This is a genomic window from Streptomyces sp. NPDC004539, from assembly GCF_040610055.1.
Taxonomy (GTDB): Bacteria; Actinomycetota; Actinomycetes; order Streptomycetales; family Streptomycetaceae; genus Streptomyces.
Genome location: NZ_JBEXLS010000003.1, coordinates 38,815 through 52,600, shown reverse-complemented (window position 1 = coordinate 52,600; position 13,786 = coordinate 38,815). Strand labels below are relative to the sequence as shown.

Sequence of the window (13,786 nt, the reverse complement as noted above, 5' to 3'; positions counted from 1 at the left end):
CCAGCACAAAACTTGAGCGGGGGGTTGTCAAGAGGGCCTGTGGGGGCGGGGGTTGGTGAGACCTCGGGCTGCACGGGCGCGGCCGGGCGGCTTCGGCATCGCGCGGCGCCGGCGTCGTACGGCGAAGCGCGCGGGCCCCCGGAGGGAACCCGCGCGCTCTCAAGTCGCCGTCGTTCAGACGGACTCGACCGTCAGGGTGATCGTCGTGCCCGCGAGCGCCTGGCTGACCGGGCAGTTCTTCTTGGCGTCCTCGGCCGCGGCGGCGAAGCCGTCCGCGTCGAGGCCGGGGACCTCACCGCGGACGGTGAGGTGGATGCCGGTGATGCCGGTGCCGGGCTGGAAGGTGACGTCCGCCTTGGTCTCCAGGCGGGTGGGCGGGGTGCCGGCGCCGGTCAGGCCGTGCGAGAGGGCCATGGAGAAGCAGCTGGAGTGCGCGGCGGCGATCAGCTCCTCGGGGCTGGTCTTGCCGTTCGCCTGCTCGGCGCGCGACGGCCACGACACGGCCTGCGAGCCGATGCCGGAGGAGTCGAAGGAGACGGTCCCGTTCCCCTCGACGAGGTTGCCTTCCCAGACGGTGTGTGCGGTGCGCGTGGTGGCCACGGCTGATCCTTTCGCTGTCGCGTCGGTCCCGAGTCCGGGATTCCGTGCCCCTATCCGATCACACTCCCCGCTCAGCGGACGTGGAAGACCGGCCCTCGCGCGGTGAACGGCAGCCGACGGCCCTGCGGCAGCAGATACGCGTGCTCGCGCCGCACCCGCAGCACATCGCACCACCCGTCGGTGATGATCAGCACCGGCGCACCCGCCGGGAAGTCGTCCGCGCGCCGCAACAGGTCGATCCCCGGCTGGAGTTCGGTCCCGCCCCGCCCCCGCACCCGGACCCGCCCGGCGATCTCGGTCACCGGCAGATACCCGGCGTCGTACGGCGCGGCGTCGCAGAACACCACGCGCGCGGCCGGTACGTCCCGCGCCTCGGCGTACGACGCGATGGCGCCCAGCGCCTTGCCGAGCAGGGTGCGGTCCATGGAGCCGGAGGTGTCGAGGACGACGCCGAACGTGCAGCGCGCGATCTCCTCCGGTGGGAAGTACCGTCCGGCGCGCGGGATGTCGGGGGTCGCCGCCTGCCGCCGGGAGGGCCGGGAGTACGTCCGCACGGGTTCGGGGCGTGGCACGAACTCGTCGAACCAGCGCGCGAGTTGCGCGTCCCAGGGCAGCGGCGGATGGCTGAGCGCGCGGATCTCCTCGACCAGCCCGGCGGGCAGGAGCCCGCGTTCCTGCCGGCCGTGCAGCTCGAACCCCTGGCACAGGCCCCGCCGGTAGAACTCGTCGAGGTCGACGTGGTCGCCGGGCGGCCCGAGCGGAGCGCCGAGCATGTCCCCGAGCCCCTTGCCGCGCAAGGTGGCGAGGCGCCGCATCCGGCGCAGGTCGCCCGCGATCCGGTCGTACACCTCCTCGGCGGACAGGCTCGCCAACTCGGCGTCGTACAGCGGCCCTTCGGGCATGACGCCGACCCGCATCTCACGCAGCCAGCCGTTGATCACGTAGTCGCAGGCGACGTTGAAGAGGTAGTGGTCGCGGGGTCCGCACCGGTCGGCGTGGCGCAGGGCGGCGTGCAGCATCTCGTGGGCGAGGACGAACCGCCATTCCTCGTCGTCGAGTTGGACGAGGGGGTTGACGTAGATCTCGCCCGCCTCGGCGTTCACGGCGGCGACGGAGATGCTGTGGGCGCGGGCGAGTTCGGCGTCGGCGACGAGGGTGATGCCGGAGGCGATGCCGCCGAGGAGGGGGTAGGAGGAGATGAACCAGCTCAGGGCGCGCTGCCAGGGCCGCAGGGGCGCCCGCTCGCCGGTGACGCTGTCGCGCCGGCCGCCCGCGACGTCCATGGCGGCGCTCATGGTGCGGGTGAGGGCGTGCGCGAACTCCGGCTGCCAGTCCGGGGGTTGCTGGTAGGCGTGGTACCAGGTGAGGAGCAGCTGGTCGGGTTCGCTCCCGGCGGTGCCGCAGCGTTCGTAAGCGAGCGGGACGCCGTCGCGCCGCCAGCGGGCGGCGAGTTGCTCCTCGTCGCCGTCGGGGTAGGCGGCGGGCAGGTCGTCGGGGGTGCGGCCGACGGGGAAGCTGAGCAGGAAGCGGTTGACGACCGCGCAGCGGGCGGCGAGGTCGAAGCGGTCCGGCTGCACGCGTGCGCCGCGCGCGGCGGGGAGGTGGCCGAAGCCGAGATGGAGGGCGGCGTGGGCCAACGCCCAGGCCCACTCGGCGGGTTCGGCGAGCCGGGTGGGGTGGGCGTGGGCGACGCCGTCGGACTCGACGCGCAACAGGCCCTCCCGGGGAGCGAGTTCACAGTCCTCGCGCCGACAGGTGGACAGGGGGACGGAGTTGAGCGCCGGGTTGGCCCGCATGATCCGCATGCCCTCGGCGAACGCCTCCCCCGCGACGTCCCGCTTCTTCTGCCGGCTCCCCCGGCTCATGAGCGGGCCTCGACGAGACGCGGCATGTCGCGGGCCGCCTCGACGAGGAACCAGGACGGCAGGACGGGGTTGCCGTCGGCGTCGGAGGCGATGACGCCCTGGGCGATCTCCACGGAGATCTCGGCGAGCTGGACGAGCAGCGCCTTCGCGCGGTACGCGGTCTGGCGGCCGTTCGCCGAGACGTGCTCCTTGTTCGCGGGCAGCTCCTTGACGAGGCGTTCGCGGAACGACTCGGCGAGGTAGTACAGCAGGTCGCGGTCCTCGATCCGGTGCGGCCAGCGGGCGTCGCCGCGCAGGACGGCCTCGATGCCGAAGCGGCTGCGCACGATCTTGACGTACCCGCTGAACGCGGTCGCGTGGGCGGGGGTGAGCGTGCCGTGCGCGAGGACCTTGAGGGTGTCCTCGTCGAGGCCCTGGCCGAAGGAGTGCAGGGCGTCGGAGAGCATGTGCCAGGAGCGGGGCGTGGAGAACGGCTCCTCGGTCTTCGGGGGTTTCGACCAGAGGTGGTCGGGGCGGTCGGTGAGGTGGTCGACGATCCACGGGTGGATGCCGGCGCCCGCGGCCCAGACCAGCCAGTCCTTCGCGGACACCTCCAGGTGGACGTGGGCGAGGCGGTTGACCAGCGCGGAGGCGATGGGGCGGGCGAGCGCGTTGTCGGTGGCGCGGTTCCCGGCGCCGACGACGATCGAGCCCTCGGGGAGTTCGTAGCCGCCGATGCGGCGGTCGAGGATCAGCGAGTAGAACGCCTTCTGCACATCGGGAGTGGCCGCGTTCAGCTCGTCCAGGAACAGGCAGTACGGCTCGTCGCGCGCGATGGACTCCGGCGGGCAGAACACCGAGCGGCCGTCCCGGATCTGCGGCACCCCGATCAGGTCCTCCGGGGCGAGCTGGGTGCCGAGCAGGCTCACGCACTCCAGGCCCAGGGAGGCGGCGAACTCCCGTACCAGGGAGGACTTTCCGATGCCTGGAGCACCCCACACGAACACGGGCCGCACGGTGGCGAGCCCGAGGAGGAGTTCCGGAAGGCGGGACGGGGTGACGGTGACGGCTGCTTGCACGAGGACAGTGTGGGGAGGCTCCGCGGAGGTTCGCAGCCCATTTTCGGCTTGTACGACGTCACTCGCGCGCCTTCGTACGGTTCAGCGCGCCCGCACTCCCCTACGCCGCCTGCCGGTCCCCGTCCACGTCCTGTACCGGCACCTGCGGCCCGTCCGCCTCCCTGAGCCAGCGCCGCAGCACCCGGTGCACCTGCTCCGCGCCCACCAGTTCCTCCCCCTCCCCGACCGGCTCCGACAGCGCGCGCGGGGACAGCAGGAACGGTTTCCCCTGGGCGCCCCCGAGCCCGCCGTGGGACCCGATCTGCTCCTCGAAGGCGAGGACCTCCCCGTCGGCCGGGTCGTGGAAGGAGTTGACCATGACGTCGGCGGTGTGCGGGAAGCCGTGCGTACGGCGGACGGCGTCGGCGGCGCCGCGCCCGAAGGAGGCGAGCGGTCCCGCGCAGTCCGTCAGGTCGGCGACCGGGACCTGCGCGCCGTGCGCCCCGAGGACGACCCCGCCGTGCTCGGCGCTGGCCACCAGGAGGAAGCCGATGCCGGGGTGGTTGGCGAGGGTGGTCAGCAGGGCGGGGTGGCGGGCGTCGATCTCCTCCTTCGTCATGCGGTGGGGGACGTCGGGGAAGGAGATCAGGCCGAGGTTCCCGGAGGCCAGGACGACCGGCTCGGAGCGGCGCGAGGGGCGGTGGCGCTCGCCGCGCTCCTCGACGGGCCGCCGCAGGGCCGCGCGGACGGCGGCGCGCGCCTCGGCGCCGCTGTGGGTGCGCTCGGCGCGGCGCGGCACGGGCAGTCCGCTGCCCGCCCGGACGAGGTCGCCGAGGGTGAGGCCGTAGCGGGCCTGGAACGTCTCGCCGGGGCTCTGGCCGTGGTCGGAGAGGACGACGATCCGGTACGGGCGCGGCGCGTGCTCGGCGACCTTCTCGATGAGGGCGAGGGAGCGGTCGAGGCGGGCGAGGACCTTCTCGGCGTCGCGGCTGAGCGGCCCGGAGTGGTGGGCGACCTCGTCGTAGGCGACGAGGTCGGCGTAGACGGACGTCCGCCCGGCGAGCATGTCGCCCATGACGGCGGCCACCACGACGTCCCGTTCGACGACCGTCGCGAACGCGCGGACCAGCGGGTACAGGCCGCCGCGCTTCACGCGCGGGCGTTTGCGGCGCATCCGCGCGCGGGTGGACTGGCCGAGTTCGCGGCCGACCTCGGCGGCGAACGACAGGAGCGTGCGCACGGCGTTGGCGGGGTCGGAGAAGTAGGCGAAGTAGCCCGCGCGGGAGCGGTTCTCGCGCCGGCGGCGGGCGGCGACGGAGAGCACGAGGGCCTGTTCGTCGGCGCCGCCGCCGAAGAGGTTGCCGCGGCTCGCGCCGTCCGCCGAGAGGAGGCCGGTGTCGCGGGTGCGCTCGACGGCGCGGCGCTGGAGTTCGGCGGCGCTGGTGGGACGGTTGCAGACCATGACCTCCCGGGTGTCCTTCTCGTACCAGCGGAAGGCGGGGACGTCGTGGTTGGAGCCGTGCAGGATGCCGAGCTGGCTGGCGCCGGTCTGGCTGGACCAGTCGGTGCGCCAGGGGGTGAGGCGGTGGGTGCCGCCGTCGCCGTCGAGCCAGCGGGCGACGGTCGGCATGAGGCCGGTGTGGGCGGCGGTGTGCAGCAGGTCGTGGCCCACGCCGTCGAACTGGAGGAAGACCGTCCCCGGGGTGTGGGGGCCGGCCGGGCCGCCGCGCCTGCGGCGGTCGGCGAGGCGGTAGAGGCGGCGGCGGTAGGCGTCGTCGTCGCGCACGGCGAGCGCGCCGCCGGTCGCCGAGGCGACGGCCGACATGACGGCGGCGACGATGACGGCGGTCTCGGGGGCGGCGGCGCCCTGCGCGGTGGGGTTGACGCGCAGCGCGAGCAGCAGCAGCGAGCCGTTGAGCGCGAAGACGAGCAGGCCGAGGACGAGCGCGGGCACGAGCAGCAGGAGGCGGACCAGGACGGGCCAGGCGATCGCGGAGAGCACACCGAACACGGCGGCCCCGGCTCCGGCGGTGACGGCGATGCGGGTGGCGCTGTCGCCGTCGTTGGACGTGAGGCGGAAGTCGGGCAGGATTCCGGCGAGGACGAGCATGGTGAGCGTGGACGCCGCCCACACCGTGACACTGCGTCCCGCCTGACTCGCGGCCTTCCGCCAACGCCCTGCGCTGTTCACGGCTCCAGCCTGTCACACGCCACCGACAACGCCCGGCGCGGAAGGCGTCACCGCCCGTCGTACCCGGCCGTCGGCATCGACAGTCTGCGGTGGACGCGGGCCTTCATCTGGGCGTCGTACGCCGGTTCCGCGCCCCCGACGGTCTCCACCCGCACGCCGCGGCGCGCGCACTCGGCGGTGAACTCCTCGACGGAGGACAGGGCGCTCTCCAGGACGCGCGCGCTGGGCGCGACGAACAGGTCGGCCCCGGGGCGGACGCCGTCCCACAGGACGCAGTGGTCGGCGCGGAGTCCGCTGACGACGAGTTCGCGGACGACGGTCCAGCCGCGCTCCTCGGCCCAGCGGGCGCAGATCGCGTGCTGGGTGCGGGAGTCCACGAGGAAGGGGTCGTCGTCGAGCTCCTGAAGCGGCGTCAGACTCGCGATCGCCGTGACGCGCACCGGTCCCATGGCGCCCCCTCACCTCCGGGTTTCGCCGCCGACCCTACTCCTGCCCGTAGGCTTCGGGGGAGTCGCGCGAAGGAGGCAAAGGGGTGCCGGTGGAGATCACCTGGTGGGGTCACGCCACCTGCACGATCACGGATTCGAACATGCGCCTCCTGACCGACCCCCTGTTCGCCTCCCGGCTCGCGCACCTGCGTCGCCGCCGAGGCGCGCCGCCGCCCGAGGAGGCGGCGCGGGCGGACCTGGCGCTCGTCTCCCACCTGCACTCCGATCATCTGCACATCCCGTCGCTGGCGCGTCTCGCGCCGGGCACGCGCCTGCTGGTGCCGCGGGGCGCGCCGCGCGCCGTCCCAGGTCTGCGGCGCCTGACCCATCTGCACGTCAGCGAGGTCGCGCCGGGCGACGAGACGACGGTGGGCGACGTCCGGGTGCGGGCCGTTCCGGCGCGGCACGACGGGCGGCGGCTGCCGGTGGGCCCGCAGCGCGCGCCCGCGCTGGGGTACGTCGTGGAGGGCGAGGCGCGGACCTACTTCGCCGGGGACACCGGGCTGTTCGAGTCGATGGCGAAGGAGGTCGGGCCGGTGGACGTGGCGCTGCTGCCGGTGGGCGGCTGGGGGCCGTACCTCGGGGAGGGGCATCTGGACGCGGGGCGCGCGGCGCAGGCGCTCGCGCTGCTCGGCCCGCGCAGTGCGATTCCGGTGCACTACGGCACGTACTGGCCGATCGGGATGGATGCCGTGCGCCCCCATGAGTTCCATGCGCCGGGTGACGAGTTCGTGCGCCTGGCCGCCGAGCGCGCGCCCCAGGTCGCCGTGCACAAGCTGCTGCACGGCCAGAGCGTGCGCCCGGAGGTCGCTCGGTGAGCTGGGGGTGGCTGGCGGCGGGTGCGACGAACGCGCCCACCGAGTCGGCGCAGCAGGCGATCGGGTATCCGACGCTGTTCCTGCTGGTGCTGCTCGGGGCGCTGGTCCCGGTGGTGCCGACGGGCGCGCTGGTGAGTTCGGCGGCCGTGGTGGCGTTCCATCAGACGGCGCCGTTCGCGCTGGCGCTGGTGTTCGTGACGGCGTCCCTGGCGGCGTTCTGCGGGGACGCGGCGCTGTACTGGCTGGGGCGGCGCGGGATGCGGTCGCGGAACGGCTCGCGCTGGCTGGCGGCGATCCGCGCGCGGGCGCCGGAGGAGAAGCTGACGCAGGCGCAGGAGCGGCTCGCCGAGCACAACGTCGCCGTGCTCGTGCTGTCCCGGCTGGTGCCCGCCGGGCGGCTCCCGGTGATGCTGGCGTGTCTCCTCGCGGACTGGCCGCTGCGCCGCTTCGTCCGGGGCAACCTGCCGGCCTGTCTCGCGTGGGCGGTGACCTACCAGCTGATCGGCATCCTGGGCGGCTCGCTGTTCGCGGAACCCTGGGAGGGCGTCGTCGCGGCGGTCGCGCTGACCGTGGCGATCAGCGCGGCACCGATGCTGTGGCGGCGGCTGCGGGGGCCTTCCCAGGCGCACTGAGCCCGAAACCGCCGGGCCCCGCTAGGCCAGCGTCCTCGACCCCCCGATCGGCAGGTCCCACAGGTCCGCGCGGTCCAGCCCCGCCGCCTCCCAGGCGGCCCGCACGCGCGTGAGGGGCTCCAGGACGGGCTCCGCGGACAGCACGAACGTCCCCCAGTGCATCGGCGCCATCCGGCGCGCGCCGACGTCCCGCGCGGCGCGTACGGCCTCTTCGGGGTCGCAGTGGACGTCGCTGAGCCACCAGCGGGGGTCGTAGGCGCCGATCGGCAGCAGGGCGAGGTCGATGCCCGGGTAGCGCTGGCCGATGCGGGAGAACCAGTGGCCGTACCCGGTGTCCCCGGCGAAGTAGACGCGCCGTCCGTCGGGCGCGGTGAGGACCCAGCCGCCCCACAGGGACCGGCAGGTGTCGGTGAGGCTGCGCTTGGACCAGTGGTGGGCGGGGACGAAGTCGAAGCGCACCCCGGACAGTTCGGCGGCCTCCCACCAGTCCAGCTCGGTCACGCGCGAGAAGCGCCGCCGCCGGAACCAGGCGCCTAGGCCGGCCGGCACGAACACCGGGGTGTCGCGCGGGAGTCTGCGCAGGGTGGGCGCGTCGAGGTGGTCGTAGTGGTTGTGGCTGATGACGACGGCGTCGATCTTCGGGAGGGTCTCCCAGGGGACGCCGACGGGGGTGATCCGCGCGGGTGTGCCGAGGATGCGGCGCGACCACACCGGGTCGGTCAGGACGGTCAGCCCGCCGACGCCCACCACCCAGCTGGCGTGTCCGGCCCAGGTGACGGCGATCGTCCCGGCGTCCGCGCGGGGCGGGGCACCGGGGGTGACGGGGACGCGCGTGACGTCCGCGAGGCCGTCCCTGCCGGGCCGTACGGAGCCCTCGCGGGCGAAGCGGGCCAGGGCCTTGAGGCCGGGCAGCGGCGCGGTCAGCCGGTCGTGGAACGCCCGCGGCCACACCCTGCGCTCCCCGAGCGGCCGGGGTTCGGCGAGCGGCGGGGACGGGGGCGCGAGGGAGGAGGGGTCCGCCGGGACCATGGTGTCCGGGGTGTCCGGGGTGTCCGGGGTGTCCGGGGTGTCCGGGGTGTCCGGCGCGGTCGTGGACGCTGTCGACTCGGACTGCTGCGTCATCGAGGCTCCCATCGCTGAGCGTCGTCGCCGAGGCCGTCGAAGACCGACCTCACGAGCGTCAACGCGCGGTGCACGTGTGGCAGTTCCAACGGCGAGGGTGACGTGAGGCATTCCGCCCGTTCGGCGTCCGTCGTGCCCAGCAGCGCGCCCGTGGACAGGCGGACGCGCAGCGCGCCGAGGTCGTCGCCGAACCGGTGTCCGCCGGGCGCGGGCATGCCGAGCCGGGCGGTCAGGTGGTCCTCCAGCTCCTGGGCGTCCCCGACGCCCCGCGCGGCGAGCGCGTCGCGCAGGGGGCCCAGATCGACGTACACGTGCCGTCCCGCGCGCGGGGGCCGGGACAGGGCGCCCGCCGTGACGACGGTCCGGTGCACGGCGTCCGCCACGCGCGCGTGGAGGCGTACGACGGCCTCCCGGCGCGCGGTGAGTTCCGCGGGCTCCTCCAGTGCGCGGGCGGCGGCTGCCGCGACCGGGGTCGCGACGCGGGCGCCGAGCGCGGTGAGGACGTCCAGCACGCGCGCGTGGAGGTCGTGCCCGGCGGGGGTGCCGGGGAGCCTCGCGATCGCGGCGGGCCAGCCGGCCGGCAGATGGGCGCCCGAAAGGTCGCTGACGGCGGTGACCTGTCCGGGGAGCATCTCGGCGGGGCTGACGAGGACGGTGTCGCGGGGGCGGTGGACGGTGTCCCGCCAGGTCTCGTCGCTGACGACGTGCAGGCCGGCCCCCTCGGCGGCCTCCACGGCCTCGTGGACGGCTTCCGGAGGGGCGACGGTGGCCGTCGGGTCGTCCGCGACGGACAGCACGAGCAGCCGGGGCTCCCCGCCCTCGGCGCGGACCCTGCGGACGGTCTCCAGGAGGGCGTACGGGTCGGGCACGCCCCCGCACTCGGCGGGGGTCGCCACATGGAACACGGGCCGCCCGAGCAGCCGCGCGTACGGCGCCCACCAGGCCGCGCACGGCCGGGGCACCAGCACGTCCCCGCCCAGGGCGGCGGTCAGCGCCAGCAGCAGGGACGGCGCCCCGGGCGCGACGACGACCCGCGCGGCGTCGTCCCCCACCCCGCGCCGCCCCCAGTACCCGCGCGCCGCCTCCAGCACCGCCGCTCCCCCGCCCACCGGCTCGGCCGCCGCCCGGGAGGCCGCCGAGGCGAGCACGCCGGCGAGCACCGGGGGGACGGGGAGGCCGTCGGGGGGCGTCGGAGGGCCGTGCCGGACGGTGCCGTGCCCACTGCCGCCACCGCCCCTGTCACGGCCCCCGTCGCCACCGCTCCCGGCGCGGCCCACATCGCCACCACCACCGTCACCGCCGCCGCTCTCGGCGCCCGCGCGCGGCAGCCCGCCGCCACGGCCTCCCGAACCGCCACCGGCGCCGAACCGCACACCGTCACTGCCCCCGTCACCGCCCCCCGCACCGCTCCCGCCGGGCCGCACCTCCCTCACCCACCCGCCGCCGTCCCCCTCCGCCACAGCCGATGGCCCGCCGCCGCGAACGCCCCCGCGATGAACAGCCCCCCGGCGACCAGGGCGGGCACGGAGTCGGTGAACGTACCGCCCGCGCCCGCCTTCACCCCGTGCTGGACGGCCGGTGGGGGGCAGGAGTCGGGCCAGGGCTGCTGGGGCGGCCGGGTGCAGGGGGCCGGTCCGCCGCCGCCCGCGCGGGAGACGTCGAAGGTGGCGCTCCAGGCGCGTCCGTGGGCCCCCCGGCCCGCCGGGCAGGTGCCGTCGACGGTCCACGCGGAGTCGGGACCGGTGCCCTCCAGGCCGGTGAACTCGCCGGGCCCGGCGATCCGCGCGGTGCCCCGGTAGACGGGTCCGGGACCGCCACCGGGCCCCTGGGGAGCGCCGCCGGGGACCTGCTGGAGGCTCACGGTGTCCTCGGCGAACGCCAGGGACGTCGCGTCGAGGGTCGCCGGGGCCGTACCGCCGACGGGGTCGCAGGTGACGGAGACGGTGACGGTGGAGCCGGGGGAGACGGTCGCCGGGGTGACCTCGGCGGTGGGGTCCGCGGCGGCGGCCGGTGTCACGGCGAACACCCCGCCGACGAGGACCGCGGCGGACAGGACACGGGCGCTGCGGCGCATGGGACTCCTTGGTACGACGGGTGCGACGGAATGCGACGGACGCGACGGGTGCGCGGGACGTACACCCATCACAGCCCGCCGCACGGCGCCACGCGCGCGTGCACCCTCGTTCGGCCGCAGCCGCTCCACCCGACCGGGTGAACGACGGCTCAGGCGGCGTCCTGGAGGACCTGCCGGCGCACCCGCTCGCAGCAACGGCTGATCAGCCGGGAGACGTGCATCTGGGAGATCCCGAGCCGCTCGGCGATCCGGCTCTGCGTCATGTCCCCGAAGAACCGCATGTACAGGATGGCCCGCTCCCGCTCGGGCAGCGCCGCGAGACGCCCGCGCACGGCCTCGCGGTCGACGACGACGTCGAGCGCGGGGTCGGGTGCGCCGAGGACGTCGCCGAGGGAGTACCCGTCCTCGGCGCCGGGCGGTTCGGCGTCCAGCGAGAGCGCGGTGAAGCTGTCGAGGGCCTCCAGGCCGGTCCGGACGTCGTCCTCGCTGAGCCGGGCGCGTTCGGCGATCTGGGCGACGGTCGGCCGGCCGCCGCTCTGGGCGAGTTCCTGGGCGAGGTCCTGGCGGGCGAAGCGGACCCGGTTGCGCAGCTCCTGGACGCGGCGCGGGACGTGCAGGGTCCAGAGGTGGTCGCGGAAGTGCCGTTTGATCTCGCCGGTGACGGTGGGGACGGCGTAGCTCTCGAAGGCGTTGCCGCGCGCGGGGTCGTACCGGTCGACGGCCTTGACCAGGCCGAGGGCGGCGACCTGGCGGAGGTCCTCCAGGCTCTCGCCGCGGCTGCGGAACCGGCCGGCGAGGCGGTCGGCCATCGGCAGCCACGCCTCGACGATCTCGGCGCGCAGCCGGTCGTGGTCGTGGCCCGCCGGGAGGTCCGCGAGTGCGCGGAAGGCCGCGGCGGTGTCGGGGGCGTCGTCGTGCGGATGGCGTTTGGCGCTCGCGTGTTGTCGCATGGTGCGTCGCAACTCCCTTGCCGGTGCTCTGGGACGGTTCACCGGGGAGCGCGTCCCGGGCGGCCCGCGGCCGGCCGGGAGCCGCCTGGCGCGGGGCTCCACCGAGTGCCTCCGGTCCGAAGCACGTCACTCCGCCTGCCCCGGCCCCCGCCCCGCAAACCCGGGACGGGGCCGGCCGGAAGGGCGCCGGTGAGCCGTACGCCCCCTCACCGGCCCGGCCCCGTCCGCACCTCTGCCGCGCCGCCCTACCGCGCCCGCTCCACCCTGCGCTCGTCCCACACCGGCTCCGCCGTCTCGCGTACCTTCCCGTCGCTCCCGAAGACCAGGTACCGGTCGAAGGAGCGGGCGAACCAGCGGTCGTGGGTGACGGTGAGGACGGTCCCGTCGAACGCTTCGAGCCCCTCCTGGAGCGCCTCGGCGGACTCCAGGTCGAGGTTGTCGGTCGGCTCGTCGAGCAACAGGGCGGTGCAGCCCCGCAGTTCGAGGAGGAGGATCTGGAAGCGGGCCTGCTGGCCGCCGGAGAGCCGCTCGAAGCTCTGCTCGGCCTGCTGGGTCAGCTCGTAGCGGCGCAGCCGGGACATGGCGGCGCCCCGGTCCTGCGCGTGGTCGGTCCACAGGATGTCGAGGAGGGTGCGGCCGAGGAGTTCGGGGTGGGCGTGGGTCTGCGCGAAGTGCCCGGGTACGACGCGCGCGCCGAGCTTCCACTCCCCGGTGTGCGCGACCTCCTCCCCGGCGAGGAGCCGCAGGAAGTGTGATTTCCCGGACCCGTTGGAGCCGAGGACGGCGACGCGTTCGCCGTAGAAGACCTCCAGGTCGAAGGGTTTCATCAGGCCGCTCAGCTCAAGTCCCTTGCAGGTGACGGCCCGTACCCCGGTGCGTCCGCCCTTGAGCCGCATCGTGATGTCCTGTTCGCGGGGCGGCTCCGGCGGCGGCCCGGCCTCCTCGAACTTCCGCAGCCGGGTCTGCGCGGCCTGGTAGCGGGAGGCCAATTCGTGGCTGATGGAGGCGGCTTGACGGAGTGTCAGGACGAGCTTCTTCAGCTGGGCGTGTTTCTCGTCCCAGCGCCTGCGCAACTCCTCGAAGCGGGCGAAGCGTTCGCGCCGCGCCTCGTGGTAGGTGCCGAACCCGCCGCCGTGCACCCAGGCGTCGGCGCCCGCCGGTCCCGGCTCGACGGAGACGATCTTCTCGGCGGCGCGGGCGAGGAGTTCACGGTCGTGGGAGACGAACAGGACGGTCTTACGGGTCTCCTTGAGCCGCTCCTCCAGCCACCGCTTGCCGGGGACGTCGAGGTAGTTGTCGGGTTCGTCGAGGAGGAGGACCTCGTCGGTGCCGCGCAGCAGCGCCTCCAGCACGAGCCGCTTCTGCTCGCCCCCGGAGAGCGTGCTCACCTGCCGCCACTGGGCCCGCTCGTAGGGCACGCCGAGCGCGGCGGTCGTGCACATGTCCCACAGGGTCTCGGACTCGTACCCGCGCACCTCGGCCCAGTCGGCGAGGGCCTGCGCGTACTGGAGCTGGGCGGCCTCGTCGTCGACGGTCATGAGCGCGTGCTCGGCGCGGTCGACGGCGCCGGCGGCCTCCCGGATGCGCGGCGGGGCGACGGAGACGAGCAGGTCGCGAACGGTCGTCTCGTCCCGTACGGAGCCCACGAACTGGCGCATCACACCGAGTCCGCCGCCGACGTTGACGGAGCCGCCGTGCGGTTTCAGCTCGCCGGAGATCAGCCGCAGCAGGGTCGTCTTGCCCGCGCCGTTCGGGCCGACGAGGGCGACGACCGCCCCTTCTCCGACCCGGAAGGACACGTCGCCGAGCAACGCCCTCCCGTCGGGGAGGTAGTACTCGAGGTGCGCGGCTTCCAGATGTCCCATGAAAACGCATTCTGCGGCTCCGCGACCAGCAGGGCAAACCGTTATCACGAACCTGGACTGACGGTCCGTCAGTCCACATGGCGATACACATCGTCCCAACATACGGATGAGCGCGTTACGGTGAAGTCCGCACCGGCCCGACGA

Annotated in this window: 12 protein-coding genes; 2 read left to right on the top strand and 10 right to left on the bottom strand. The window is 74.7% G+C overall.

What is annotated here, in order from left to right; genetic code table 11:
- Positions 1 to 174 precede the first annotated feature (174 nt).
- From ABZX85_RS06890 to ABZX85_RS06870, 5 genes are all read right to left on the bottom strand, one after another.
- Positions 175 to 600: an OsmC family protein gene (locus ABZX85_RS06890; RefSeq protein ID WP_355863211.1), complete on the bottom strand. Its 426-nt coding sequence runs from the start codon at positions 598 to 600 to the stop codon at positions 175 to 177.
- A 71-nt stretch (positions 601 to 671) separates the two neighbouring features.
- Entirely contained in the window at positions 672 to 2,465 is a 1,794-nt protein-coding gene (locus ABZX85_RS06885; protein ID WP_355863209.1) for a hypothetical protein, read from the bottom strand.
- The gene (locus ABZX85_RS06880; protein WP_355863208.1) at positions 2,462 to 3,523 is read right to left on the bottom strand and encodes a MoxR family ATPase; all 1,062 of its coding nucleotides are present in this window, start codon (positions 3,521 to 3,523) and stop codon (positions 2,462 to 2,464) included. The genes ABZX85_RS06885 and ABZX85_RS06880 overlap by 4 nt, the downstream gene beginning before the upstream one ends.
- Before the next feature lie 100 nt (positions 3,524 to 3,623).
- Positions 3,624 to 5,693 (bottom strand): alkaline phosphatase family protein, encoded by a 2,070-nt coding sequence (locus tag ABZX85_RS06875; protein WP_355863206.1) that lies wholly within the window; start codon positions 5,691 to 5,693, stop codon positions 3,624 to 3,626.
- Between the two features lie 47 nt (positions 5,694 to 5,740).
- Positions 5,741 to 6,142 carry a hypothetical protein gene (locus tag ABZX85_RS06870; protein ID WP_355863204.1) on the bottom strand — a complete coding sequence of 134 codons (402 nt, stop codon included), beginning with the start codon at positions 6,140 to 6,142 and terminating at the stop codon, positions 5,741 to 5,743.
- An 83-nt stretch (positions 6,143 to 6,225) separates the two neighbouring features.
- On the opposite strand from ABZX85_RS06870, the gene ABZX85_RS06865 reads away from it, so the two are divergent.
- Positions 6,226 to 6,999, top strand: a complete 774-nt coding sequence (locus ABZX85_RS06865) for an MBL fold metallo-hydrolase (RefSeq protein ID WP_355863202.1) — start codon at positions 6,226 to 6,228, stop codon at positions 6,997 to 6,999.
- Positions 6,996 to 7,631: a VTT domain-containing protein gene (locus ABZX85_RS06860; protein ID WP_355863200.1), complete on the top strand. Its 636-nt coding sequence runs from the start codon at positions 6,996 to 6,998 to the stop codon at positions 7,629 to 7,631. Before ABZX85_RS06865 ends, ABZX85_RS06860 begins: the two co-directional genes overlap by 4 nt.
- A gap of 21 nt (positions 7,632 to 7,652) precedes the next feature.
- Here the strand turns inward: ABZX85_RS06860 and ABZX85_RS06855 are convergent, their stop codons facing one another.
- The 5 genes from ABZX85_RS06855 to ABZX85_RS06835 all read right to left on the bottom strand — a co-directional run bounded on the left by ABZX85_RS06855 (position 7,653) and on the right by ABZX85_RS06835 (position 13,642).
- On the bottom strand, positions 7,653 to 8,753 hold the full coding sequence (locus ABZX85_RS06855; protein ID WP_355863198.1) for an MBL fold metallo-hydrolase: 1,101 nt from the start codon (positions 8,751 to 8,753) through the stop codon (positions 7,653 to 7,655).
- Positions 8,750 to 10,030: an aminotransferase class I/II-fold pyridoxal phosphate-dependent enzyme gene (locus tag ABZX85_RS06850; RefSeq protein WP_355864137.1), complete on the bottom strand. Its 1,281-nt coding sequence runs from the start codon at positions 10,028 to 10,030 to the stop codon at positions 8,750 to 8,752. The genes ABZX85_RS06855 and ABZX85_RS06850 overlap by 4 nt, the downstream gene beginning before the upstream one ends.
- 152 nt (positions 10,031 to 10,182) lie before the next feature.
- On the bottom strand, positions 10,183 to 10,827 hold the full coding sequence (locus tag ABZX85_RS06845) for a hypothetical protein (protein ID WP_355863196.1): 645 nt from the start codon (positions 10,825 to 10,827) through the stop codon (positions 10,183 to 10,185).
- A gap of 149 nt (positions 10,828 to 10,976) precedes the next feature.
- A complete protein-coding gene (locus tag ABZX85_RS06840) occupies positions 10,977 to 11,777 on the bottom strand; it encodes an RNA polymerase sigma factor SigF (RefSeq protein ID WP_355863194.1) in 801 nt (266 codons plus the stop codon).
- 245 nt (positions 11,778 to 12,022) lie between these two features.
- Positions 12,023 to 13,642: an ATP-binding cassette domain-containing protein gene (locus ABZX85_RS06835; protein ID WP_355863192.1), complete on the bottom strand. Its 1,620-nt coding sequence runs from the start codon at positions 13,640 to 13,642 to the stop codon at positions 12,023 to 12,025.
- Positions 13,643 to 13,786 lie beyond the last annotated feature (144 nt).

What these genes read in the sequence shown, in the direction of transcription:
- ABZX85_RS06885 (WP_355863209.1), bottom strand. Translation starts at nt 2,465, where the DNA reads ATGAGCCGGGGGAGCCGGCAGAAGAAGCGGGACGTCGCGGGGGAGGCG.
- ABZX85_RS06835 (WP_355863192.1), bottom strand. Translation starts at nt 13,642, where the DNA reads ATGGGACATCTGGAAGCCGCGCACCTCGAGTACTACCTCCCCGACGGG.
- ABZX85_RS06870 (WP_355863204.1), bottom strand. Translation starts at nt 6,142, where the DNA reads ATGGGACCGGTGCGCGTCACGGCGATCGCGAGTCTGACGCCGCTTCAG.
- ABZX85_RS06855 (WP_355863198.1), bottom strand. Translation starts at nt 8,753, where the DNA reads ATGACGCAGCAGTCCGAGTCGACAGCGTCCACGACCGCGCCGGACACC.
- ABZX85_RS06845 (WP_355863196.1), bottom strand. Translation starts at nt 10,827, where the DNA reads ATGCGCCGCAGCGCCCGTGTCCTGTCCGCCGCGGTCCTCGTCGGCGGG.
- ABZX85_RS06840 (WP_355863194.1), bottom strand. Translation starts at nt 11,777, where the DNA reads ATGCGACAACACGCGAGCGCCAAACGCCATCCGCACGACGACGCCCCC.